Raw genomic sequence first — 21,648 nt, 5'->3', positions numbered from 1 at the left:
CCATGATCATTCACCCGAATTTCGACCCCGTTGCGATCCATCTCGGGCCGCTGGCCGTGCGCTGGTACGGCCTCATGTATCTCGTCGGCTTCATCGCGGCGATCGTCGTCGGCCGGGTCCGCCTGAAGCTGCCGCACGTCGCGGCGCAGGGCTGGACCGCGAAGGACATCGACGACATGATGTTCTACGGCGTGCTCGGCACCGTGCTCGGCGGCCGGCTCGGCTACGTGCTGTTCTACAAGGCCGATTTCTACTTCTCGCATCCGCTCGACGTGTTCAAGGTGTGGGAGGGCGGCATGTCGTTTCACGGCGGCTTCCTCGGCGTGACGCTTGCGATGATGCTGTTCGCGTGGCAGCGCAAGCGCCACTGGCTGCAGGTCACCGATTTCGTCGCGCCGATGGTGCCGACGGGGCTCGCGGCCGGGCGTCTCGGCAACTTCATCAACGGCGAGCTGTGGGGTCGCGTGACCGACCCGGCGGCGCCGTGGGCGATGCTGTTCCCGGGCGCGATGCGCGACGATGCGGCATGGCTGCCGAAACATCCGGCGCTCGTCGAGAAGTGGCATCTCGCCGATGTGTTCATGCAGTACCAGATGCTGCCGCGCCATCCTTCGCAGCTCTATGAAATCGCGCTCGAAGGCATCGCGCTGTTCTTCGCGCTGTTCTTCTTCTCGCGCAAGTCGCGGCCGATGGGCGCCGTGTCCGCGCTGTTCCTGATCGGCTACGGCCTCGCGCGCTTCACGGTCGAGTTCGCGCGCGAGCCCGACGACTTCCTGGGCCTGCTTGCGCTCGGCCTGTCGATGGGGCAGTGGCTGTCGCTGCCGATGATCCTCGGGGGCATCGCGCTGATGGTCTGGGCGTATCGTCGCCGCGCGGTGAATGCGGTTGCGTGATGCGATACCGATGCGCGCGCAACTGGCGCGTGTATCGGCAACACGGATGCAAACGAAAAACGCCGGCCCTCGGGCCGGCGTTTTTCGTTTCCGACAGCCGCGCGTTGCGCGTTACTTCATCTGCACCGAGCCGTTGACGGTGACCGACACGGTGGCCTTGCCGCCTTCGACCGCGATCGGTGCGCTCATCTTCGCGCTGTCCATCGGCGCCGCGGCCATCGCCATCATGCGCGGGTACGGCTGCACGTTGCGGCCGCTGCCGACGTTGACGTCGCGGATCGTGTAGCTGCTGTAGCCGAACGCCTTCGCGGCTTCGTCAGCGCGGGCGCGGAACGACTTGATCGCTTCGGTCGTGAGCTTCTGCTCGGCCGTGCGCTGCGCTTCAGGCGACAGCGAGAACTCGACGTTCGCGACCTGCATCAGGTTCGACAACTGGCCTGCAAGCTTCGACGCCGCGGCGAAATCGCGCGATTCGAGCGCGACCTCGGTGCGGCCGCGCCATGCGGAGATCTTCCCGTCGCGATCGGTGCTCGGATACACGGAGAATGCGCCCGTGTGCGCGGTGACGCCCGATACGCCCTTCGCTTGCGACAGCGCGGCATCGGCACGCTGGTTCAGCGCGGACGTGAGGCTGCCCGGATCCTTTGCCTGCTGCTCGTAGAACAGCGTGATGTGGATGATGTCCTGCGGCACGTCGGCGCTGGCCTGCGACGAAAGCGACAGCACGCCCGCCGGTTCCGGGAAGTGCGGGTTCGCGGTCTGCGCGTGCGCGGCGGGCGACGCGAGCGTCAGTGCGACGGGAACGGCGGCGGCGAGTGCGAGCGACAGCGCGAGTGCGGATTTCTTGGTCATTGTTGGACTCCTTGTGCGAGGGCGCGCACGCGGATCACGCGTGCGCGACGCGGGCGTACCGCGCGAAGAAAACAACAGCCGGCCCGATTGGCCGACAGCGGTTGCTTAGGCTGCGCGAAAGACCCGCGAGTTCCGCGGCGGCAGCGCGTGCTGACCAGATTTGACGTTTGGCGCGTGCGCCTACTGCGTGCGCCTACTTCATCAGCTTTTCGGTGATGAACCGCCATTCGGCGCGCGTGACGGGCGTGATCGACAGCCGGTTGCCGCGTGCGAGCACGCGCATGTCGGCGAGTTCGTCGTGTTCGCGCAGTGCGGCGAGCGGCACGAGCGGCGACTTTTTCACGTAGCGCACGTCGACGAGCAGCCAGCGCGGCGCTTCCTGCGTCGACTTCGGGTCGTAATAGGGGCTTTTCGGATCGAACTGTGTGGGATCGGGGTAGGGCGTCGACGATACTTCGGCGAGGCCCGCGATGCCCGGCTCGGGGCAGCTCGAGTGATAGAACAGCACGCCGTCGCCGATCTTCATCGTGTCGCGCATGAAATTGCGCGCCTGATAGTTACGCACGCCGGTCCACGGCAGCGAGCGCTGCGGTGCGTTGGCGAGATCGTCGATGCTTGCTTCGTCCGGTTCGGACTTCATCAGCCAGTATTGCATGGATCGTGATCGACGCAGCAGGAGGCATGATGGTCTGTTTGCATGCGCGTTCCGCATGCAAACAGACCCTGAAAAAGAAAACGGCACCGGGACTCGCCCGATGCCGTTGGATAGGCCCCCGCCTTGGCCGCTAGGCCGGCATCCTGAACCTGAGGTTCAGAATTGGTCGCAGTTAGCAGCACTTCGGGTACATCAGACAGAGTGACGCGCGCGCCCGTGCTACAAATTTCCGCAACCGTGCACATGGCATTGGTTCAAGGAATATATGACCTTGGCGAACCAGGCAGGGAAGCTGACTGAACTGTGTTTCGATGCGCCAATTTGACCACCGTTGATCGCCGAGATCAAGGGGAATCGACGCATCGATTAAAACGTTACTGCGTCTCGTGCTGTGCGAGCACAGCGCCGAGCTGTTCGTTCATCTGGTGCATTGTACGACGGATTTCCTCCGCCGGAAATGCTTCACCGTGCCGCACGCTCGTTTGCAGCCGCAGCAATTCCGATGCGAGCGACAGTGCCGCCATGACCGCGATGCGATCGGTGCCGCGTACCGAGCTGTTCGAGCGGATTTTCGACATTTCGGCGTCGACGCGCGCGACCGCCTCGAGCAGTGCCGCTTCGGTCTCGGCCGAACAGGCGAGACGATAGGCCTGACCGAGAATCGAGACTTCGATCTGCTTGGTGCTCATGCATGTTCTCCGTGGCTGGCCGCGTCATCGCCATCCGTACGCGCCTGCGCATCCAGCAGGTCGAGCTGGTTGTCGGCTTGCTCCGCGCTTTTCGAGCGCGGCAGCTTTTCGAGAATCGCGTTCAGTTTCACCTGCGCGTCGTCGATCTTTGCCGACAGCGTGTCGCGCTCGGCCGCGAGCGCATTGCGTTCATCGCGCAGTTGCGCGAGTTCCGCGCGGACCGTGTCCGCTTCCGCGCGCAATTGCGCGACCTGCTCCTCGAGCGCGAGCCGTTCCGAGTGATAGCGCTTGTTCAGCGAAATCAGACGGCCAATATTTTGAGATAGGGTTTCGAGTTCGTTGAGCATTTGCTGCGTCCTCTAAAGACCCAGCATTTTAGCGCGGAATAACGCGCAATCCGACATCTGTAACGTTTCCAGTCGTAACACCCCCGCTTCTTGCCGCGAATAGGCGCGCCACGTGCGGGTCCGGACGCTTCCTTGACGCTCGCGCGAGCGGCTCCTAAACTGGCGCCGCCTCGGTGCTCGCGCGTGAAACGCGCGGTTAAACGGGAAGCAGGGCGCGGGCTCCGCCGGGAGGCCGCCAACCTGCGCTGCCCCCGCAACGGTAAGCGGCCGCGTCCCGTGACGCAGGCCGGCTCAGGCGCGTTCCGCCTGCAGGTTTCGCACGCGGGCGCGGGCCACTGCGCGTCATCGCGCGGGAAGGCGAGCCGGTACGCCGCCAGCCCGGATACCGGCCGAGGCGGGGAGCCCGCACGGGCTTCGTGACGCGCGGCCTGCGGGGAGGCGGGGTGCGCAGTGCTTCACGGGATTTATCTTCATGCTGACCCCAATCGTCCGCACGGCGCTCGGCGCGCTCTGCGGATTGCCGCTTGCCGCCGCCGCGCAGACCGCGGCGAATGCCGATGCCGCGGCGCCCGCCGTACCCGCGGCAACGTCCGCCGCGCCAACGGCCCGGCCTGCCGCTGCGACCATGCTCGAACCGGTCGTCGTCACCGCGCAGCGGGCGCCGCAGGCGCTGGCCGACACGATTCCGCAAACCACCGTATTCGACGCGCAGGATATCGCCGCGCATCCGGGCGCCGACCTGCCGACGCTGCTCGCGTTCGCACCGGGCGCGCAGATCGTGCGTAACGGTGGCCCCGGCGCGAGCACGACGATGTTTCTGCGCGGCGCGGAGTCGACGCAGTCGCTCGTGCTGATCGACGGCGTGCGGGTCGATTCCGCGAGTCTCGGTGCCGCGCAACTGAGCCTGCTGCCGCTCGATCAGATCGAGCGCGTCGAGATCGTGAATGGCAACGTGTCGTCGCTGTACGGCTCGGGCGCGATCGGCGGCGTCGTGCAGGTGTTCACGAAGGACGGCGGCAATCATCCGCCGCGCTTCAACTTCGCGGTCGGCGTCGGCAGCTACGGCACGCAGACGCAGCAGGCCGGCGTAGCGGGCCGGCTCGACAGCGACGGGAAGACGACGTTCAGCGTGTCGATCGCACGCGACAAGGACAACGGTTTTTCCGCGCTCGACCCGGCGAAGAAGCCGAACGCGAACCCGAATGCGAACGGCTACCTGAACGAGAGCATCACCGCGGCGCTGCGCCACCGCTTCAACGATCGCTGGGATGCGGGCGTCAGCTATTTCCAGTCGAACGGCAACAACAGCTACGACAATGCGTGGGGCGTGCCGACCGACCTGAACAACCTCTATTCGCGCGTGCAGCAGGTGCGTGCGTTCGCGAACGGCAAGCTGACCGACTGGTGGACCGCTCGCCTGAGCGTGTCGACCGGCAACGATCGCAGCCAGTCGGCGCTGAACGGCGTCTATACCGATCACTTCAATACCGACAACCGCCAGTACACGTGGCAGAACGATTTCCGGATCGCACCGGATCACCTGATCCAGGCCGGCTACGAGCGGCTCGACCAGCAATTCATGTCGAATGCGTATGCCGCGCCGCAGCGTCACGTGAATTCCGGCTGGATCGGTTATTCGGGGCGCTTCGGCCGCCAGCAGTTCCAGGCGAACCTGCGCCGCGACCAGTACTCGGACTTCGGCGGTGCCAACTCGTACTATCTCGGCTACGGCCTCGAACTGACCGATCGCTGGAAGGTGACCGCGAGCTATTCGGACGCGTTTCGCGCGCCGAGCTTCAACGACCTCTATTACCCGATGGCCGGCAACCCGTCGATCCAGCCGGAGCACAGCCATTCGATCGAGGCCGCGCTGCAGTACGCGTCCGACACAGTGGGCGTGATGCGGCTCACCGCGTTCCAGACGCGCTACGCGAACCTGATCAACTATCGGCCCGACGGGAGCGGTTTCTACTATATTGCGCAGAACGTCGGCAGCGCGAAGGTGCAGGGACTCGAAGGATCGTGGCAGGGGCATGTCGGCGCGACCGACGTACGGGTTGCCGCCACGTTGCAGAACCCGGTCAACGAAACGCAGAATCAGGATCTCGACCGCCGCGCGCGACGTTTCGCGTCGATGGCCGTGAACCGCGCGTTCGGCGCGTGGCGTGTCGGCGGCGAATGGCTCGTGAGCGGCGCGCGCGACGATTCGGGCGGCGGGCGGCTCGGCGGCTATGGGATCGTCAACCTGTCCGCGCGCTACAACATCACGAAGTCGTGGTACGTCAGCGCGCGTATCGACAACCTGCTCGACAAGGACTACGAGCTTGCATATGCCTACAACACGCCGAAGCGCGGCGCCTATGTCACGCTCGGCTGGCAGCAGCAGTAAGCGGATGCGCCGCGCGTCGTGCGCAGCGCCGTGCGCGGCATGAGCGCCGCGCGCGCCGCCGCGATCTGGGCCGCGCTGGCCGCCGCGGTCGCGTTGCTGTTCGTCGCGTCGCTGTCGATCGGCAGCGTGCCGATGTCGCCGTGGCAGGCGCTCGCGTCGCTCGCGCCGCATGGCGGCGATGCGCTGTTCGCCGACATCGTCCGCACGCTGCGCCTGCCGCGCGCGCTCGCGGGCTTCGCGTGCGGCGCGCTGCTCGCGCTTGCCGGTGCACTGCTGCAGGTGCTGCTGCGCAACCCGCTCGCGGAACCGTACGTGCTCGGCGTGTCCGGCGGCGCGGCGGGGTTCGCGCTGGTCGCGATGATCGCGGGCGGTGCGTGGTGGCTCGTCGATGCGTCGGCGTTCGCCGGCGCGCTCGTGTCGGTTGCGCTCGTGCTCGGCCTCGCGCGCCGCGAGCTGTGGCGCGGCGATGCGCGCGACGCGTCGCCGCGGCTGCTGCTCACCGGTGTCGTGATCGCGGCAGGGTGGGGCGCGCTCGTTACGCTGCTGCTGTCGCTCGCGCCCGATGCGCGGTTGCGCGGGATCATCTTCTGGCTGACGGGCGACTTGAACGGCGTGACCGCACCGTGGTTCGCGTGGGGCGCGCTGCTATTGGCCGCATGTGTCGCGCTGCCGGCCGCGCCGCAATTGAACGTGCTGCTGCGTGGCGACGCGACCGCGCTTGCGCTCGGCGTACCCGTCGCGCGCCTGCGCGTGCGGATCTATCTCGTCGCGTCGCTGGCCGCGGCGGCCGCGGTGACGACGGCGGGCACGATCGGCTTCGTCGGCCTCGTCGTGCCGCACGCGCTGCGGCTCGCATTCGGCAACGACCAGCGCATGCTGCTGCCGGCCGCGATGCTCGCGGGCGGCGGCGGCGTGATGGCGGCCGACCTGCTCGCGCGCACCGCGATCGCCCCCGCGCAACTGCCGGTCGGCGTGATGACCGCGTTGATCGGCGTGCCGGTGTTCCTGTGGATGTTGCTGAGGAGGCCGATGCGATGACAGGTACTGCGCGGCACGCCGCTGCTTCCGTCAACGACATGGCCTGCGCGACCGTCGACCTGACGCTGAAGGCCGGCGCGCGCACGCTGCTCGATGGCTTCACGCAGGCCTTCCGTCCCGGCGAAATCTGGTGCGTCGCGGGGCCGAACGGCGCGGGCAAGACGACGCTGCTCGCGACGCTCGCGGGGCTGCAGCCGCCGGCCGGCGGCCGGGTCGAGATCGACGGCCGGCCGCTCGCCGCGTGGCAGCCGGCGCAACTCGCGCAGCGCCGTGCGCTGATGCCGCAGCAACTGCACGATGCATTCAGCGCGACCGTGTTCGACACGGTGCTGCTCAATCGCTTTCCGTATCTCGGCGGCTGGGGCTGGGAGCGCGACGGCGACCGCGCGGCCGCGCACGACGCGCTCGCGACGTTCGACCTGACCGCGCTCGCGTCGCGCGACGTGCTGTCGCTATCGGGCGGCGAGCGGCAGCGCGTCGCGCTGGCCGCGACGCTGTGCCAGGATGCGCCGCTGATGCTGCTCGACGAGCCGCTCGCGCATCTCGACCTGCATCACCAGATCGACTGCCTGACGGCGCTGGCAGCGTGGCTTGACGCCGGCCCGCGCACCGTGCTGTTCTCGTGCCACGACCTGAATCTCGCGCGGCGTTTCGCGACGCATGCGCTGTTGCTCGACGGCCGCGGTCATGCGTGGGCCGGCCCCGTGCACGATGTGCTGACGCCCGAGCGTGCGAGTGATGCGTTCGGCTATCCGCTCGTGCTGATCCGCGAGCATGGCCGCGACGCGCTGCTGCCTGCGTGGCCCGAGCGACAATGACCTTTTCCTTTCCGATGCGCGGCGCAGGCCGCGCCAACGACACGGCTTCCCGATGACGACTCCGACCCACTTCCCACCCGCGATCGCGCCGCTCGACGACGCGCTGCGCAAGCGCCTGCAGCATGTGATCGACCACAAGACCAAGCCGCCCGGCAGCCTCGGCCAGCTCGAGGCGGTCGCGCTGCAGATCGGCCTGATCCAGCACACCGAGCGGCCGACCGTGCAGCGCCCGGTGACGATCGTGTTCGCCGGCGACCACGGGATCGCGGCCGAGGGCGTGAGTCCTTACCCTCAAGCGGTGACCGCGCAGATGGTTGCGAACTTCCTGGCCGGCGGCGCGGCGATCAACGCGTTCTCAGGCGTCGCGCAGAGCACGCTCGAGATCGTCGATGCGGGCGTTGCGTCGCCGCTTCCGCTGTCCGACCGGCTGGTGTCGCTGCCGGTCGCGCGCGGCACGCGCAACTTCGCGGCGGAGCCGGCGATGACGCGCGACGAGGCGATGACGGCGCTCGCGGCCGGTGCGGCACGCGTGCGCCTGCATGCAACGCTCGGCACGAACGTGATCGGCTTCGGCGAGATGGGGATCGCGAACACGTCGTCGGCCGCGTGCCTGATGAGCCGCCTGCTCGACGTGCCGATCGACGCGTGCGTCGGGCGCGGCACGGGCCTCGACGACCAGGGCCTCGCGCACAAGCGCGCGGTGCTCGGCCGCGCGCTCGTCAAGCACTCGCACGCGATCGCGCCGCTCGACGTCCTCGCGACGTTCGGCGGCTTCGAGATCGCGATGATGACGGGCGCGTATCTCGCGGCCGCGAGCGAGCGGATGACGATCCTCGTCGACGGTTTCATCGCGACGGCCGCGCTGCTCGTCGCCGAGCGCATCGCGCCCGGCGTGCGCGACTACTGCGTGTTCTCGCATACGTCGCACGAGGCCGGGCACCGGCGCATGCTAGAGCATTTCGGTGCGAAGCCGCTGCTCGCGCTCGACCTGCGGCTCGGCGAAGGCACGGGCGCGGCGCTCGCGCTGCCGCTCGTGCGCGCGGCGGCCGCGTTCCTCAGCGAGATGGCGAGCTTCGAGTCCGCCGGCGTCGACAATCGTGACGCCTGATCGCGCAAGCGGCATGCGTGCCGAACTGCGCTACTTCTTCGTCGCGCTCGGCTATTTCACGCGCGTGCCCGTGCCGCGCGCGATCGGCTACGCAGCCGGCGATCTCGACCAGGCCGCGCGCTATTTCCCGCTCGTCGGCGCATGCGTCGGCGCGTGGGGTGCGCTCGTCTATCTCGCCGCGTTGCGCGTGCTGCCCGCGTCGATCGCGGTCGGGCTGTCGATGGCTGCGACGCTGCTCGCGACCGGCGCATTCCACGAGGACGGCCTCGCCGACAGTTGCGATGCGTTCGGCGGCGGCTATACGCGCGACGACGTGTTGCGCATCATGCACGACTCGCGGATCGGCACGTTCGGCGCGGTCGCGCTCGTGATCGCGCTCGGCCTGAAATGGCAGGCGCTCGCGGCCATGCCGCCGCTGCGCGCCGCGTGGACGATGATCGCCGCGCATGCGGCGAGCCGTGCGGCGGCCGTCAGCCTGCTGATGTCGCTCGACTATGTGCGGCCCGAAGGCAAGGCGAAGCCGGTCGCGCAACGGATGGGCGCACGCGCGGCGTGCGTCGCGGCGGTATTCGGGTTGCCGTGGCTGTTCTGGCCGGACTGGCGCACGGGTGTCGCCGCGGGCGTCGCGCTCGTGCTCGTGCGCGTGTGGGTGGCCCGCTACTTCGTGAAACGGATCGGCGGTTATACGGGCGACTGTCTCGGCTTCGCGCAGCAACTGAGCGAACTGGTGATCTATCTCGTGGTGCTCGGATGGACGTCGTCCTGATCCGTCATCCGGCCGTCGGCGTCGAGCCGGGCATGTGTTACGGACGCAGCGACGTGCCGCTCGCCGCGTCGGCCGACGTCGGCGCGCATGCCGTGCGTGCGCATCTGTCGGCTCTCGGCGCGCCGCCGCCCGAACAGCTCCGGACGAGCCCGCTGACGCGATGCGCTTCGGTTGCCGAACGGCTCGCGCACGCATTCGATGTGCCGCTGCAGCGCGATGCCGGCTGGCAGGAAATGGATTTCGGCGCGTGGGAAATGCGGCGCTGGGACGATATCGACCGTGCAGCGCTCGATGCGTGGGCGGCCGACCTGATGCATGCGTGCGCGCATGGCGGCGAAAGCGTCGCGCGGTTCGCCGCGCGGGTTGCGCGGCAGGCTGACGCGGTTGCGCAGGTCGATCGGACGCAATGGGCGGTCACGCATGCGGGCGTGATCCGCGCGTTCGTATCGCATGTGTTGCGTGTGCCGCTCGATACGCTGCTGTCGCGGCCGGTGCCGACGGGCGGTGTCGTCTGGCTGCGTGCGGACGACGCGGCGCGAACATGGGAAGTCGTGCACTGGGACGAATAGGCTCGCCTGAGTCAGCATGTGAACGACACAACGCGCGATCGAACCACCTCAAGCACGAACGCATCAGTAGGTGCGCGGCAAACGCGCAAGTCAGCGGAAATCAGCGCGCCGGCCGCCGTGCACGCGCGGCATCGAGATCCTCGCACAGCGCGGCCGCGCCCTGCGCGATCCGCGGCGACGGCCGCGTCAGCAGATCGCCGTCGATCGCGAACAGGTTGTTGCGCGCCACGGCCGTCAGCGCGGGCCACGCGCGCCAGCGTGCAAGGCTCGGCAGCGGTTCGTCCGAGCGCGTCGCACCGGCGCTCGTCGTCACGATCGCTTCCGGATTCGCCGCGAGCACGGCCTCGTCGGTGACGCTTGGCACGAGCGGCTTGAGCGACGCGAACACGTTGCGGCCGCCGCACAGCGCGATCACGTCGTTGATCAGGTGCGCGCCGTTGAGCGTCGTCAGCGGGCGGTCCCAGACCTGGAAGAACATCGTGACGGGCGGCCGCGCGGCGTAGCGTGTGCGCAGCGTCGCGATGTCGTGCGCAAAGGACGCCGCGGCCGCATCGGCTGCCGGCTGCGTGCCGAGCAGCGTGCCGAGCCGGCGCAGCGACGACGACACGTCGTCGAGATGTTTCGGCTCACTGAAGAACAGCGGGATATGCAGCGCGCGCAACGCGTCGGTCTGCCGCTCGGCGTTGCCGTGCCGCCAGACGACGATCAGGTCCGGCTTCAACGCTGCAATTCGTTCGAGGTCGAGCGCCTTGTTGTCGCCGACGCGCGGCACCGCTTGCGCGGCGGGCGGATAGTCGCTGTACGTGACGGTGCCGACGAGCTTCGTACCGCCGCCGGCCGCGTAGACCAGCTCGGTCGCGTGCGGCGCGAGGCTGATTACGCGCTGCGCGGGCGCGGGCAGCGTAACCGTATTGCCGGCGTCGTCGCGCGTCGTGACATCGGCATGAACGAACGGCGCGTGAGCGAGCGCGGCCAGCGTCGCGGCCCGCGCCAGCCGGCGGAACATGCGTGGGTTCATGCGGATTCCTGTTGCAGCGTCGGCACGCAGTGCGCGAGCGCAACACCGAGGCGCTGCCATTCGGCTTCGCTGTCCGGCAGGCCGATGCGCACGCTCGACGGCTTCGCGAAGTATCGCGTCCAGATCCCGCGTGCCGCGAGCGCCGCATGCAGCGCCGCGGCGCGCGGGTCGTCGGTCCAGCTGAACAGCGGTGTCGCGCGAACCGTGAAGCCGTGCGCGCGCAGCAGTGCGGCCAGCCGCTCGCCGTCGGCCGTGAGCCGTTCGCGGGCGGCGGCCTGCCATGCGCGATCCGCGAACGCCGCGGCGACCGCGTGACGCGCGGGGCCGCCGACCGTCCATGCGCCGAGCACGTCGCGCAGCGCGACGATCCGTTCGGGGCATGCGAGCACGAAGCCCGCGCGGATACCGGCGAGACCGAAGAACTTGCCGACCGAGCGCAGCACGACGAGCCCCGGCCGATCAACCTGCGGCGCGAGCGATTGCGTCGCGCCCGTATCGGCGAACGCCTCGTCGACGATCAGCGTGCCGCCGCGGGCCGACAACTGTGCATGCCAGCCGAGCAGGCGCTCGGCCGGCACGAATTCGGCGGTCGGGTTGTTCGGATTCCCGACGATGACGTGGCGCAGCGTCGCCGGCAGCGTATCCGTGCCGATGTCGAGCGGAACGACGCGATGGCCGTGACGCGCGAACGCGGGCGCGTATTCGCCGTACGCGAGCGACGCGACGCCGGCGTCGCCGGTCGGCAGCAACGCAGGCAATGCGCGGATCGCGGCCTGGCTGCCGGCGACCGGCAGCACGTGCGCGGGATCGGGCGCGTGGTAGTACTGCGCGGCACAGGCCGCGAGGCCGTCGCCGTCGTCGGGCAGCCGGCGCCACGCGTCGGCCGGGACGGGCGGCACCGGATAGCCGACCGGATTGATGCCGGTCGATAGGTCGAGCCACGCGTCGTATGGAATGCCGTGGCGGCGTGCGGCTTCATGCAGGTTGCCGCCGTGCGCGATGCGTGTGTCAGACATGATGGGTGGCCATGACGAGAGCGCCGCTCGCGACCAGCAGCGCGAGCCACAGTGCGAGCGTGCGTGTGACGAGCGATAGCGCGGCGACGATGTGGACGGCGGTCGCCGTTGCACCGGTGCCGAGCGCCGGCCGATCCTCGATCTCGCCGTGATAGACGGCCGGGCCGCCGAGCTGGACGTTCAGGCTGCCGGCGCCCGCGGCCATTACCGGGCCCGCGTTCGGGCTGTCCCAGTGGCGCGCCTGCGTGCGCCAGCAGCGCCATGCGGCGGCCGTGTCGCCGAGCAGCGCGTAGCTTGCTGCCGTGAGGCGCGCGGGAATCCAGTTCAGCGCGTCGTCGAGGCGCGCGGCGGCCCAGCCGAAGGTCAGGAAGCGCGGCGTGCGGTAGCCCCACATCGCGTCGAGCGTGTTCGCGAGCCGGAACAGCAGCGCGCCGGGGCCGCCCGCGACGACGAACCAGAAGAGTGCGCCGAAGATCGCGTCGTTGCCGTTTTCGAGCGCCGATTCGACGGCCGCGCGCGACAACGCGCCTTCGTCGGCGTCGCTCGTGTCGCGCGACACGATGCGCGCGGTCAGCTTACGCGCGGCGTCGAGATCGCGCCGCAGCAGCGCCGCGGCGATCGGCGCGACATGGTCGGAGAGGCTTTTCGCGCCGAGCGCGAACCACAGTAGCGCGACATGCAGCGCGGCCGCGAGCGGCCACGGCAGCACGGCCACAAGCCATGCGGCGACGGCCACTGGCGGCACGACGGCCGCGGCCCACGCGGCGACACCGACCACGCGGCCGCGCCGGCCCGTGTTCAATGCGCCTTCGATGCGCGCGGCGAGCCGGCCGAACGCGACGAGCGGATGCCAGCCGGCGGGTTCGCCGATCGCGCGGTCGACGATCGCGGCCGCGACCGCGAGCATCGCGACGACGGGCAGCGACAGCATCAGCATGACGGCGCTCCCGTCTTGAGGTCGAGCGGCAGCCCGGCGACGAGCAGCGTCACGCGCGTCGCGAGCGCGGCGACGCGCTGGTTCAGGCGCCCGAGTTCGTCGACGTAGCGGCGCGTGGCCGCCCCGAGCGGCACGACGCCGAGCCCGATCTCGTTGCTGACGACGATCACCTTCGCACGCGTGCCGCGCAATGCGTGTTCGAGCCGCTCGACCTGCGCGGCGTACTGCGCATCGTCGAGCGGTTCGCCGTCGGCCGGGCACAGCAGGTTCGTGAGCCACAGCGTCAGGCAGTCGACCAGCAGGCATGCATGCGGATCGTCGAGCCGCGCGAGCGTGCCGGCGAGGTCGACGGGTGCATCGGCGAACCCCCAGTCGGCCGGCCGGCGCGCGCGATGATGCGCGATGCGCTGCGCGAATTCGGCATCGGCGGCGGTCGCGGTCGCGATGTAGGTGACGGGGCGGCCGCTGTCGGCCGCGAGCCGCTCGGCATGCGCGCTCTTGCCCGAGCGCGCGCCGCCGAGGACGAAGGTGAGGTCGTGCGGAATCATCGCGTGATTGTAACGGCGCAGGCGTACCGGTGCGGGCGATAATGCGGCCTTTGCTTCGCGACGACCTTTAACACGATGAATGCACCCGAGCCGCGGCCGCGCGGTACGCTGATGATCCAGGGCACGACCTCCGACGCGGGCAAGAGCACGCTCGTCGCGGGCCTGTGCCGCCTGGCGTGCCGTGCCGGCGCGCGCGTTGCGCCGTTCAAGCCGCAGAACATGGCGCTCAACAGCGCGGTGACGGCCGACGGCGGCGAGATCGGCCGCGCGCAGGCGCTGCAGGCGCTGGCCGCGGGCGTCGCGCCGCATACGGATTTCAACCCCGTGCTGCTGAAGCCGACGAGCGACCGCGGCGCGCAGGTGATCATTCACGGCAAGGCGCGCACGAACCTCGACGCGCGGGCGTATCACGGCTACAAGCCGGTCGCGTTCGACGCGGTGCTCGAGTCGTACGCGCGCCTGCGTGCCGGTTACGACACGGTGATCGTCGAGGGCGCAGGCAGCCCGGCCGAGATCAACCTGCGCGACGGCGACATCGCGAACATGGGCTTTGCCGAACGCGTCGACTGCCCGGTCGTGCTCGTCGCCGACATCGACCGCGGCGGCGTGTTCGCGCATCTGGTCGGCACGCTCGCGTGCCTGTCGGACAGCGAGCGCGCGCGCGTGCGCGGCTTCGTGATCAACCGTTTCCGCGGCGACTTCAAGCTGCTCGAACCGGGGCTCGACTGGCTGCGCGCGCAGACCGGCAAGCCCGTGTTCGGCGTGCTGCCGTACTTGCACGGGCTGCTGCTCGATGCGGAGGACATGCTGCCCGCGCAGGCGCGCAGCGCCGCCGCACGTGGCGCCGCCGGCGTACTGCGCGTCGTCGTGCCCGCGCTGCCGCGCATCAGCAACCACACCGATTTCGATCCGCTGCGCGCGCATCCGCAGGTCGAGTTCACGTACTGGAAGAGTGGCCCGGTGCCGGATGCCGACCTGCTGATCCTGCCCGGCTCGAAGAGCGTGCAGCGCGATCTCGAATGGCTGCGCGACGCGGGCTGGGACGCGGTGATCCGTCGCCATCTGCGCTACGGCGGCAAGGTGATCGGCATCTGCGGCGGGATGCAGATGCTCGGCCGCACGCTCGACGATCCGCTCGGCCTCGAAGGCGCGCCCGGCAGCGTGCCGGGGCTCGCGCTGCTCGATTTCGACACGACGCTGCAGCCCGACAAGACGCTGAAGAACGTGACCGGTCATCTCGCGCTGCCGGGCGGGGCCGCCGTGCGCGGCTACGAGATCCACATGGGCGACACGCGCGGGCCCGCGCTCGCCGCGCCCGCGCTGGCGCTGGCAGCCGACACCGCGCAGGACGGCGCGCGCCCGGACGGCGCGGTTTCGGCCGACGGCCAGATCCTCGCGACCTACGTGCACGGGCTGTTCGACGCGCCCGACGCGTGCGCGGCGCTGCTCGCGTGGGCCGGGCTCGACGGCGCGGAGCGCATCGACTATCCGGCGCTGCGCGAGGCATCGCTGGAACGGCTGGCCGACACGTTCGCCGAACATCTCGACCTGGACGCGCTGTACGCCGAGTTTCGCTGAAGCGGCTCCGGGCCGCCCTCGCTTTTTCCGCCGGATCGCGTACAACACAAGGAGGGCGGAGGTCCGCCTGAAGGAGTCCGATGATGAAGGTTCGATGGTGGTGGAGCGTGCTGCTCGCGGCGCTGCTGGGCGCATCGGCGGTTGCGCACGCGTGCGATTCGTACACACCGGGCGGCGGCCAGTCCGGTTCCGGCGACGCCACACAAGGCAAGAGCGGGTACTGAAGTGGGGATCGGGGCATGATCGGTCGTGCCCCTTTTTTTTGAATCTTATTCGTTCCTGTTGGGAATCAGTTAAAGCGGATTGGCATGTTTATCGGCCAAATCGGTTCGAATAGAGTGGGGCCCATTCTCATCCACTCACGAAGGAATCCGCCATGAACCCCAATCGCCTGAACGATTTCGCCGCGATGCTGCTGCGCGTCGCGCTCGGCGTGCTGTACCTCGCGCACGTCGCGCAGAAGGTGTTCGTCTTCACGCTGCCCGGCACCGCGCAGTTCTTCGCGTCGATCGGCCTGCCGGGTTGGCTCGCATACCTGACGACGTTCGTCGAACTGGCCGGCGGCCTGGCGCTGCTCGCGGGTTTCCGCGTGCGGGTTGCCGCGCTCGCGCTGCTGCCGTTCATGCTCGGCGCGACGGCCGCGCATCTGCCGAACGGCTGGAGCTTCTCGTCGCCGAACGGTGGCTGGGAATATCCGGCCTTCTGGGCCGTCACGCTTGCCGTGCAGGCGCTGCTGGGCGGCGGCGCGTTCGCGATCGGCGCCCGGGAGGCCGCGGTTCAGCGCGTGTAAGGAAGTATCGGGGGCGCGCGGTTCGGCGCGACCCGTTCCGGTGATCCCCCGTTTGCCGATATCATCGCTCCCTGTATCCGCAATCGAGCGGCGCCAGCCATGCGGCCGGCGCCGCGTGGCTTTTTCGGGGGAATTCATGACGGTGATCGTGGTGGCGAATCCGAAGGGCGGCGTGGGGAAAAGCACGCTGTCCACCAATCTTGCCGGCTATTTCGCGGCGCAGGGCGCGTGGGTCGCGCTCGCCGACCTGGACCGGCAGCAGTCCGCGCATGCGTGGCTCGACCTGCGGCCGGCCGGCTTGCCGGCGATCGAGTCGTGGGATCTCGATCCGGACGCGCCGTCGAAGCCGCCGCGCGGCCTCGAATATGCGGTGATCGATACGCCGGCCGGCCTGCACGGCAACCGGCTCGGCGTCGCGCTGCAACTGGCCGACAAGGTGATCGTGCCGCTGCAGCCGTCGATGTTCGATATCCTCGCGACCCAGCAGTTTCTGGAGCGCCTCGCCGGCGAGAAGGCCATGCGCAAGGGCAGCGTCGAGGTCGGGATCGTCGGGATGCGGGTCGATGCGCGCACGCGCTCGTCGGACCAGCTGCACCGCTTCGTCGAAGGGCTCGGCCTGCCGGTGCTCGGCTACGTGCGCGACACGCAGAACTACGTGCAGATCGCCGCGCACGGCCTCACGCTGTGGGACGTCGCGAAGAGCCGGGTCGAAAAGGATCTCGAACAGTGGCGGCCGATCGTCGAATGGGCCGAGCGCCGCGCGACGAAGGCGGAGAAAGCGGAGAAGGCCGCCAAGGCGTCCTGATCCGGGCGCGCGGCCGTGAGGCCGGTGCGCGGCGAAATGAGAAAGGGCCGGATCCCGTGTCGCACGGGATCCGGCCCTTCAACCGCAGGCGGCGCAGCCGCTCCCGCGCGCCACGGCACGCGGGCGGGCGGTCAGTCAGGTTAGGTCCAGTTCTGCGTCGGCACGTGATCGCGGTGGCCCTTGATCTTGTTGCCGTCGTCGATGAACACGAGCTTCGGTTTCCAGCCGGCCTGCAGTTCGGCTTCGTCGACCATCGCGAACGCCGCGATGATCACGAGGTCGCCGAGCTGCGCACGGCGCGCGGCCGAGCCGTTCAGCGAGATCATCCCGCTGCCGCGCTCGCCCTTGATCGCGTACGTCGAGAAGCGCTCGCCGTTGTTGATGTTCCAGATGTCGATCCGTTCGTTTTCGACGATGTTCGACGCCTCGAGCAGGTCTTCGTCGATCGCGCACGAGCCTTCGTAATGCAGCTCGCAGTGCGTGACTGCCGCGCGGTGGATCTTCGATTTGAGCATGTGGCGCTGCATGGTGTCTCCGTGATGCGTCGTGAGAGGCGCGGGCGGGCGGCCCGTCAGATTTCCAGGTTGTCGATGAGGCGCGTCGCGCCGAGCTTCGCGGCCGCGAGCACGACGAGCGGCTCGCCGGCTTCGAGTTCGGCGGCGCTCGGCGCGATCAGGTTCGCGCGGCGGCGGATCGACAGGTAGTCGGGCGCCCAGCCGCGCTCGGCCAGGTGCGTGCGCGCCTGCTGCTCGAGCTTGCCGAGATCGCGCTCGCCGCCGAGCACGCTTTCGCGCATGCGCTGCAGCGTCTTCGCGAGTTCCGGCGCTTCCCGGCGCTCGTCGGCCGACAGGTAGCGGTTGCGCGACGACAGCGCGAGGCCATCCTCGTCGCGCACGGTTTCGGCCGCGATGATGTCGACCGGCAGCGCGAGCTGCTGGCACATGCGGCGCACGATCATCAACTGCTGGTAGTCCTTCTTGCCGAACACGGCGACGCGCGGCTGCACGCAGGCCATCAGCTTCGACACGACCGTGCACACGCCGGTGAAGAAGCCGGGCCGGAATTCCCCTTCGAGGATCCCGCCGAGATCGTCCGGCGGCAGCACGCGGTATTCCTGCGGTTCCGGGTACATGTCGCGCTCGGTCGGCGCGAACAGCACGTAGACGTTTTCCTTCTGCAGCTTCTCGATATCGTCCTGCAGCGTGCGCGGGTATTTGTCGAAATCCTCGTTCGGGCCGAACTGCAGCCGGTTGACGAAGATGCTCGCCACGACCGGGTCGCCGTGCTGGCGCGCGAGGCGCATCAGCGACAGGTGCCCTTCGTGCAGGTTGCCCATCGTCGGCACGAACGCCGTGCGGTTCTGGCCGCGCAGCTGGTCGCGCAGTTCATGGATCGAGCTGATGACTTTCATGATCGGGTAGCGGGTTCCTCGCGCATGCGCGCGTTGGCGCCGCGGCAGCGGCGTCGGGGTCGAAGCGGAGAACGCCGGCGCGCGGGCGGCGCATCGGGCGTCGGCGGATTGTAGAGGATTTGGCCGCCAAACGCATCGAAAAGAGAACGATCGTTCACTTTTTAATCGGGCGTGCCGAAAAACGAGCGGCGACTGGGGGGCGCGGCCACCCGCCGCGGCGAAGCGGCGAGCGTCGGCGTGAATCGGGAGAACGGGAAGGGCGGGCGCGGGCCTTAAGCGGGGAGGTACGCGAGGCGCACGTAGATCGGCGCGAACGGCTCCGGCTGCGTGATCTCGACGAGCGATTCGCGCGCGAGTTCGAGCATCGCGATGAAGTTCACGACGACGACCGGCACGCCGCGCGACGTGTCGAACAGGTCGGCGAACTCCATGAAGCGCGCGTTTTGCAGCCGGCGCAGGATCAGGCTCATGTGTTCGCGTACCGACAGCTCCTCGCGGGAGATCTTGTGGTGCTGGACGAGCTTCGCGCGCTTGAGCACGTCGGCCCACGCGGCGCGCAGGTCGTCGGAGTTCACGTCGGGAAAGCGCGGCGTGATGCTTTGCTCGATGTAGACCTCGGCGCGCAGGAAGTCGCGGCCGAGTTGCGGCAACTGGTCGAGGCGCTGCGCGGCGAGCTTCATCTGCTCGTATTCGAGCAGGCGGCGCACGAGTTCGGCACGCGGATCCTCCGCTTCGTCGCCGGTGTCGACCTTCTTGACCGGCAGCAGCATCCGCGACTTGATCTCGATCAGCATCGCGGCCATCAGCAGGTATTCGGCCGCCAGTTCGAGGTTCGACGTGCGGATCTGGTCGACATAGCCCAGGTATTGCGCGGTGACCTGCGCCATCGGGATGTCGAGCACGTTGAAGTTCTGCTTGCGGATCAGGTACAGCAGCAGGTCGAGCGGGCCTTCGAACGTCTCGAGGAAGATCTCGAGCGCGTCGGGCGGGATGTAGAGATCCTGCGGCAGCTTGAAGAGCGGCTCGCCGTACAGGCGCGCGAACGCCGCGACACCGTCGACCGTGTCGGGCGTCGAATCGGCGCCCGCGGGCGCGGCGATCGCGTCGTCCTGCCGGGCGGCGCTGGCCTCGTCGGCGGCGCTCACGTCGTCAGAAGTTCTGGTAGTAGACGTACGACGTTTGCTTCACGCGCGATTCCTGCTGGTCGGCGCGCTCTTCGAGGTCGATCGGCTGCTTGTCCCACAGCAGCGAACGGCCCTTGCGCTGCTCTTCCTCGAGCGTCGGCTTCTGCTGCTTGAGCTGGTTCAGGAACTGCGTGACGTCGGACTGGTACGGCATGGCTGGATTTTCCGTTTCGGGCGGCGCACGATGCGCCGGATTCGCGTTGGCGGGATTTTACCGCATCGCGGGAACGGCCGGCGCCAATCGCGCGTCGAATCCGCGGGCCCGCACCTGCGGCGAAGCGGCCCCGGCCGGTGCGCGCGCCGTTGCGCGCAAGCGTCAAAGCCTTGCGCGTGCGGGCATGGCCGCTGCCCTGTGGTCAAATACAGGGTTTCCACGAAACCGTGACAACCGAGGGCGAGGTCATATTTGGCGGGGCAGTCGAACCAGCAAGCACACATGGCGCATGACCCGGGCCCGCGCGCGGCACGCAAGCGCGCCGGCGCCGCGGCCCGCGCCGCGCGGGCGGCCCTCGCGGGGTGCGTCGCCGCGTTCTTCGCGCTGCCGGCCCACGCGAAGTACGACGTCGACATCGACGCGCCGCGCTCGGTCCGCAAGCTGCTCAAGTCGCATCTCGATATTGCGCGCTTCGCGAAGCGCGACGACATCAGCGAAGACCAGTTCGACTTCCTCGTGACCGCCACGCCGCAGCAGGTGCGCGACCTGACCGCGACGGCCGGTTATTTCTCGCCGGTCGTGCGCACCGACGTGCGTATGCGCGACGGCAAGCGCGACGTGCGCATCGCGGTCGATCCGGGGCCGCAGACCGTCGTGTCGACGGTCGACCTGACGTTCAAGGGCCCCGTCGACACCGAAGATCCGAAGCAGGAGGCCGCGACCCGCTTCGCGTTCTCGCTGAAGCCGGGCGACCCGTTCACGCAGTCCGACTGGGACGGCGCGAAGGGCGCGGCGCTCAAGCAACTGCAGTCGCGCCGCTATCTCGGCGCGAAGATCGTGTCGTCCGAGGCGCGCGTCGACCCGCGCACGCAGCGCGCGACGCTCGCGGTCGCGTTCGACAGCGGCCCGACGTTTACGATCGGCAAGGTCGATGTCGACGGCGTGCGCCGCTATCCGGAGAAGATCGTCACGAACGTCAATCCGCTGTCGGAAGGCGAGATCTACGACGCGCAGCGGATCACCGAATTGCAGCGGCAGTTGCAGAACACGCCGTACTACGCGAGCGTCGCGATCGACGTCGGCGACGATACGACGAAGCCCGAGCGCACGCCCGTGCACGTGAAGGTCAGCGAGTTCCCGTACAACAACATCCGCGGCGGCGTCGGCTATGCAACCGACACGGGCCCGCATGTGCAGGGCTCCTATACGTATCTCGACACGTTCGGCGCCGCATGGCCGCTGACCGTGTCGGGCCGGCTCGACCAGATCCAGCAGTACGGGCAGGTCCAGCTGTCGATGCCGCCGGGCGAGAAAGGGTGGACCAACAGCGTGCTCGCGTCGTATACGAACACCAACGTGTCGGACACGCGCATCTACAGCGCGCGGGTCGGCGTGCAGCGCACGCGCACCGGCCAGTTCATCGACTATGCGTATTCGCTGATGTTCTACCAGGACCGGCTCGACCAGAACGGCGCGGGGCCGACCACGAGCCGCGCGCTCGTACCGCAATGGGCCTGGACGCGCCGCAACATCGACGATCCGCTGTTTCCGCGCTCGGGCAACCTGATCCACGCGGAGGCCGGCTTCGCGATCAAGGGCGTGGCAACCGACCAGACCTTCATCCGCGGCTACGCGCGCGGCCAGCAGTACCTGCCGATCGGCAAGCGCGACCTGTTCGTGTTCCGCGCGGAGCTCGGCGGCGTGTTCACGAGCGGCAGCTCGACCGGCGTGCCGGCGTCGCTGCTGTTCCGCGCGGGCGGCTCGAACTCGGTGCGCGGTTACGGTTACCAGAGCATCGGCAACAGCGTCGCCGGCTCCGTGTTGCCGACCAAGTACCTGATGACGGGCACCGCCGAATACCAGCACTGGTTCAACCGCGACTGGGGCGCCGCGACGTTCTTCGACATCGGCACCGCGACCGATGCGTGGGGCGAGAAGGTGTTTTATCCGGGCGTCGGCATCGGTGCGCGCTGGCGAAGCCCCGTCGGCCCGATCAACGTCGACGTCGCGTACGGGTTGCGCAACCATAGCGTGCGCCCGTACCTGACGCTCGGCATCGCTTTCTGAACGTACCGTTTCATCC

Annotated in this window: 24 protein-coding genes, 1 other RNA gene and 1 riboswitch; of the genes, 12 read left to right on the top strand and 13 right to left on the bottom strand. The window is 68.9% G+C overall.

All coding sequences use genetic code 11. The features are described from left to right. Window positions 1-2: 2 nt before the first annotated feature. Window positions 3-893, top strand: a complete 891-nt coding sequence (gene lgt, locus FPJ27_RS31750; protein ID WP_204424165.1) for a prolipoprotein diacylglyceryl transferase — start codon at window positions 3-5, stop codon at window positions 891-893. 111 nt (window positions 894-1,004) lie between these two features. Here lgt and FPJ27_RS31745 read toward each other — a convergent pair whose 3' ends face one another. From FPJ27_RS31745 to FPJ27_RS31725, 5 genes are all read right to left on the bottom strand, one after another. Continuing rightward, complete coding sequence (locus FPJ27_RS31745; protein ID WP_072443552.1) at window positions 1,005-1,745, bottom strand: SIMPL domain-containing protein; 741 nt, start codon at window positions 1,743-1,745, stop codon at window positions 1,005-1,007. 193 nt (window positions 1,746-1,938) lie between these two features. After that, on the bottom strand, window positions 1,939-2,400 hold the full coding sequence (locus FPJ27_RS31740) for an EVE domain-containing protein (RefSeq protein ID WP_034178770.1): 462 nt from the start codon (window positions 2,398-2,400) through the stop codon (window positions 1,939-1,941). A gap of 111 nt (window positions 2,401-2,511) precedes the next feature. Continuing rightward, window positions 2,512-2,693: non-coding RNA, 6S RNA (gene ssrS / locus FPJ27_RS31735), on the bottom strand. Between the two features lie 81 nt (window positions 2,694-2,774). Further along, a complete protein-coding gene (locus tag FPJ27_RS31730; RefSeq protein ID WP_011352906.1) occupies window positions 2,775-3,089 on the bottom strand; it encodes a cell division protein ZapA in 315 nt (104 codons plus the stop codon). After that, entirely contained in the window at window positions 3,086-3,436 is a 351-nt protein-coding gene (locus tag FPJ27_RS31725) for an ATPase (protein ID WP_006478092.1), read from the bottom strand. Before FPJ27_RS31725 ends, FPJ27_RS31730 begins: the two co-directional genes overlap by 4 nt. A 154-nt stretch (window positions 3,437-3,590) precedes the next feature. After that, window positions 3,591-3,845, top strand: a riboswitch (cobalamin riboswitch). A 63-nt stretch (window positions 3,846-3,908) separates the two neighbouring features. On the opposite strand from FPJ27_RS31725, the gene FPJ27_RS31720 reads away from it, so the two are divergent. From FPJ27_RS31720 to cobC, 6 genes are read left to right on the top strand one after another with little or no spacing between them, the layout of a single operon-like run. Then, window positions 3,909-5,825 carry a TonB-dependent receptor gene (locus FPJ27_RS31720; RefSeq protein WP_204424163.1) on the top strand — a complete coding sequence of 639 codons (1,917 nt, stop codon included), beginning with the start codon at window positions 3,909-3,911 and terminating at the stop codon, window positions 5,823-5,825. Between the two features lie 39 nt (window positions 5,826-5,864). Continuing rightward, window positions 5,865-6,863 carry an iron ABC transporter permease gene (locus tag FPJ27_RS31715; RefSeq protein WP_072443665.1) on the top strand — a complete coding sequence of 333 codons (999 nt, stop codon included), beginning with the start codon at window positions 5,865-5,867 and terminating at the stop codon, window positions 6,861-6,863. Then, window positions 6,860-7,681, top strand: coding sequence for an ABC transporter ATP-binding protein (locus FPJ27_RS31710; RefSeq protein WP_204424160.1), 822 nt, complete (start codon window positions 6,860-6,862; stop codon window positions 7,679-7,681). The genes FPJ27_RS31715 and FPJ27_RS31710 overlap by 4 nt, the downstream gene beginning before the upstream one ends. Window positions 7,682-7,733: 52 nt before the next feature. Beyond that, on the top strand, window positions 7,734-8,789 hold the full coding sequence (gene cobT, locus FPJ27_RS31705; protein WP_204424156.1) for a nicotinate-nucleotide--dimethylbenzimidazole phosphoribosyltransferase: 1,056 nt from the start codon (window positions 7,734-7,736) through the stop codon (window positions 8,787-8,789). A gap of 13 nt (window positions 8,790-8,802) precedes the next feature. Then, window positions 8,803-9,555, top strand: coding sequence for an adenosylcobinamide-GDP ribazoletransferase (locus FPJ27_RS31700; protein ID WP_204426383.1), 753 nt, complete (start codon window positions 8,803-8,805; stop codon window positions 9,553-9,555). Beyond that, window positions 9,540-10,124: an alpha-ribazole phosphatase gene (cobC, locus tag FPJ27_RS31695; protein ID WP_204424154.1), complete on the top strand. Its 585-nt coding sequence runs from the start codon at window positions 9,540-9,542 to the stop codon at window positions 10,122-10,124. The genes FPJ27_RS31700 and cobC overlap by 16 nt, the downstream gene beginning before the upstream one ends. Window positions 10,125-10,224: 100 nt before the next feature. On the opposite strand, the gene FPJ27_RS31690 is transcribed toward cobC, so the two are convergent. The 4 genes from FPJ27_RS31690 to cobU are packed head-to-tail and all read right to left on the bottom strand — an operon-like array spanning window position 10,225 to window position 13,643. Next, on the bottom strand, window positions 10,225-11,142 hold the full coding sequence (locus FPJ27_RS31690; protein WP_204424151.1) for a cobalamin-binding protein: 918 nt from the start codon (window positions 11,140-11,142) through the stop codon (window positions 10,225-10,227). Beyond that, entirely contained in the window at window positions 11,139-12,158 is a 1,020-nt protein-coding gene (cobD, locus tag FPJ27_RS31685) for a threonine-phosphate decarboxylase CobD (protein ID WP_204424149.1), read from the bottom strand. The genes FPJ27_RS31690 and cobD overlap by 4 nt, the downstream gene beginning before the upstream one ends. Continuing rightward, window positions 12,151-13,095, bottom strand: coding sequence for an adenosylcobinamide-phosphate synthase CbiB (cbiB, locus tag FPJ27_RS31680; RefSeq protein WP_204424147.1), 945 nt, complete (start codon window positions 13,093-13,095; stop codon window positions 12,151-12,153). The genes cobD and cbiB overlap by 8 nt, the downstream gene beginning before the upstream one ends. Continuing rightward, window positions 13,089-13,643: a bifunctional adenosylcobinamide kinase/adenosylcobinamide-phosphate guanylyltransferase gene (gene cobU / locus FPJ27_RS31675; protein WP_204424145.1), complete on the bottom strand. Its 555-nt coding sequence runs from the start codon at window positions 13,641-13,643 to the stop codon at window positions 13,089-13,091. The genes cbiB and cobU overlap by 7 nt, the downstream gene beginning before the upstream one ends. 75 nt (window positions 13,644-13,718) lie before the next feature. Here cobU and FPJ27_RS31670 point away from each other — a divergent pair, with 75 nt between their 5' ends. From FPJ27_RS31670 to FPJ27_RS31655, 4 genes are all read left to right on the top strand, one after another. After that, on the top strand, window positions 13,719-15,221 hold the full coding sequence (locus FPJ27_RS31670; RefSeq protein ID WP_204424143.1) for a cobyric acid synthase: 1,503 nt from the start codon (window positions 13,719-13,721) through the stop codon (window positions 15,219-15,221). A gap of 80 nt (window positions 15,222-15,301) precedes the next feature. Then, window positions 15,302-15,445, top strand: coding sequence for a hypothetical protein (locus tag FPJ27_RS31665; protein WP_175964185.1), 144 nt, complete (start codon window positions 15,302-15,304; stop codon window positions 15,443-15,445). A gap of 152 nt (window positions 15,446-15,597) precedes the next feature. Next, entirely contained in the window at window positions 15,598-16,011 is a 414-nt protein-coding gene (locus tag FPJ27_RS31660) for a DoxX family protein (protein WP_072443535.1), read from the top strand. 136 nt (window positions 16,012-16,147) lie between these two features. Next, a complete protein-coding gene (locus FPJ27_RS31655; RefSeq protein WP_204424141.1) occupies window positions 16,148-16,816 on the top strand; it encodes a ParA family protein in 669 nt (222 codons plus the stop codon). 140 nt (window positions 16,817-16,956) lie between these two features. Here FPJ27_RS31655 and panD read toward each other — a convergent pair whose 3' ends face one another. The 4 genes from panD to FPJ27_RS31635 all read right to left on the bottom strand — a co-directional run bounded on the left by panD (window position 16,957) and on the right by FPJ27_RS31635 (window position 19,565). Continuing rightward, a complete protein-coding gene (gene panD / locus FPJ27_RS31650; protein ID WP_031398432.1) occupies window positions 16,957-17,343 on the bottom strand; it encodes an aspartate 1-decarboxylase in 387 nt (128 codons plus the stop codon). 44 nt (window positions 17,344-17,387) lie between these two features. After that, entirely contained in the window at window positions 17,388-18,227 is an 840-nt protein-coding gene (panC, locus tag FPJ27_RS31645; protein WP_174384252.1) for a pantoate--beta-alanine ligase, read from the bottom strand. A 272-nt stretch (window positions 18,228-18,499) separates the two neighbouring features. Beyond that, window positions 18,500-19,372, bottom strand: a complete 873-nt coding sequence (locus FPJ27_RS31640; RefSeq protein WP_204424139.1) for a ScpA family protein — start codon at window positions 19,370-19,372, stop codon at window positions 18,500-18,502. 4 nt (window positions 19,373-19,376) lie between these two features. Further along, a complete protein-coding gene (locus FPJ27_RS31635) occupies window positions 19,377-19,565 on the bottom strand; it encodes a DUF3460 family protein (protein ID WP_034178757.1) in 189 nt (62 codons plus the stop codon). 252 nt (window positions 19,566-19,817) lie between these two features. Between FPJ27_RS31635 and FPJ27_RS31630 the strand changes: the two genes are divergently transcribed. Continuing rightward, window positions 19,818-21,632, top strand: coding sequence for an autotransporter assembly complex family protein (locus FPJ27_RS31630; RefSeq protein ID WP_204424136.1), 1,815 nt, complete (start codon window positions 19,818-19,820; stop codon window positions 21,630-21,632). The last annotated feature ends 16 nt before the right edge of the window (window positions 21,633-21,648 follow it).

Origin of the sequence: Burkholderia sp. MS455 (assembly GCF_016899445.1) — a bacterium.
Taxonomy (GTDB): domain Bacteria; phylum Pseudomonadota; class Gammaproteobacteria; order Burkholderiales; family Burkholderiaceae; genus Burkholderia; species Burkholderia pyrrocinia_C.
The sequence above is the reverse complement of the archived record's forward strand: the minus strand, read 5'-3'. Positions and strand labels throughout refer to the sequence as shown.

What these genes read in the sequence shown, in the direction of transcription:
- lgt (WP_204424165.1), top strand. Translation starts at nt 3, where the DNA reads ATGATCATTCACCCGAATTTCGACCCCGTTGCGATCCATCTCGGGCCG.
- FPJ27_RS31745 (WP_072443552.1), bottom strand. Translation starts at nt 1,745, where the DNA reads ATGACCAAGAAATCCGCACTCGCGCTGTCGCTCGCACTCGCCGCCGCC.
- FPJ27_RS31740 (WP_034178770.1), bottom strand. Translation starts at nt 2,400, where the DNA reads ATGCAATACTGGCTGATGAAGTCCGAACCGGACGAAGCAAGCATCGAC.
- FPJ27_RS31730 (WP_011352906.1), bottom strand. Translation starts at nt 3,089, where the DNA reads ATGAGCACCAAGCAGATCGAAGTCTCGATTCTCGGTCAGGCCTATCGT.
- FPJ27_RS31725 (WP_006478092.1), bottom strand. Translation starts at nt 3,436, where the DNA reads ATGCTCAACGAACTCGAAACCCTATCTCAAAATATTGGCCGTCTGATT.
- FPJ27_RS31720 (WP_204424163.1), top strand. Translation starts at nt 3,909, where the DNA reads ATGCTGACCCCAATCGTCCGCACGGCGCTCGGCGCGCTCTGCGGATTG.
- FPJ27_RS31715 (WP_072443665.1), top strand. Translation starts at nt 5,865, where the DNA reads ATGAGCGCCGCGCGCGCCGCCGCGATCTGGGCCGCGCTGGCCGCCGCG.
- FPJ27_RS31710 (WP_204424160.1), top strand. Translation starts at nt 6,860, where the DNA reads ATGACAGGTACTGCGCGGCACGCCGCTGCTTCCGTCAACGACATGGCC.
- cobT (WP_204424156.1), top strand. Translation starts at nt 7,734, where the DNA reads ATGACGACTCCGACCCACTTCCCACCCGCGATCGCGCCGCTCGACGAC.
- FPJ27_RS31700 (WP_204426383.1), top strand. Translation starts at nt 8,803, where the DNA reads ATGCGTGCCGAACTGCGCTACTTCTTCGTCGCGCTCGGCTATTTCACG.
- cobC (WP_204424154.1), top strand. Translation starts at nt 9,540, where the DNA reads ATGGACGTCGTCCTGATCCGTCATCCGGCCGTCGGCGTCGAGCCGGGC.
- FPJ27_RS31690 (WP_204424151.1), bottom strand. Translation starts at nt 11,142, where the DNA reads ATGAACCCACGCATGTTCCGCCGGCTGGCGCGGGCCGCGACGCTGGCC.
- cobD (WP_204424149.1), bottom strand. Translation starts at nt 12,158, where the DNA reads ATGTCTGACACACGCATCGCGCACGGCGGCAACCTGCATGAAGCCGCA.
- cbiB (WP_204424147.1), bottom strand. Translation starts at nt 13,095, where the DNA reads ATGCTGATGCTGTCGCTGCCCGTCGTCGCGATGCTCGCGGTCGCGGCC.
- cobU (WP_204424145.1), bottom strand. Translation starts at nt 13,643, where the DNA reads ATGATTCCGCACGACCTCACCTTCGTCCTCGGCGGCGCGCGCTCGGGC.
- FPJ27_RS31670 (WP_204424143.1), top strand. Translation starts at nt 13,719, where the DNA reads ATGAATGCACCCGAGCCGCGGCCGCGCGGTACGCTGATGATCCAGGGC.
- FPJ27_RS31665 (WP_175964185.1), top strand. Translation starts at nt 15,302, where the DNA reads ATGATGAAGGTTCGATGGTGGTGGAGCGTGCTGCTCGCGGCGCTGCTG.
- FPJ27_RS31660 (WP_072443535.1), top strand. Translation starts at nt 15,598, where the DNA reads ATGAACCCCAATCGCCTGAACGATTTCGCCGCGATGCTGCTGCGCGTC.
- FPJ27_RS31655 (WP_204424141.1), top strand. Translation starts at nt 16,148, where the DNA reads ATGACGGTGATCGTGGTGGCGAATCCGAAGGGCGGCGTGGGGAAAAGC.
- panD (WP_031398432.1), bottom strand. Translation starts at nt 17,343, where the DNA reads ATGCAGCGCCACATGCTCAAATCGAAGATCCACCGCGCGGCAGTCACG.
- panC (WP_174384252.1), bottom strand. Translation starts at nt 18,227, where the DNA reads ATGAAAGTCATCAGCTCGATCCATGAACTGCGCGACCAGCTGCGCGGC.
- FPJ27_RS31635 (WP_034178757.1), bottom strand. Translation starts at nt 19,565, where the DNA reads ATGCCGTACCAGTCCGACGTCACGCAGTTCCTGAACCAGCTCAAGCAG.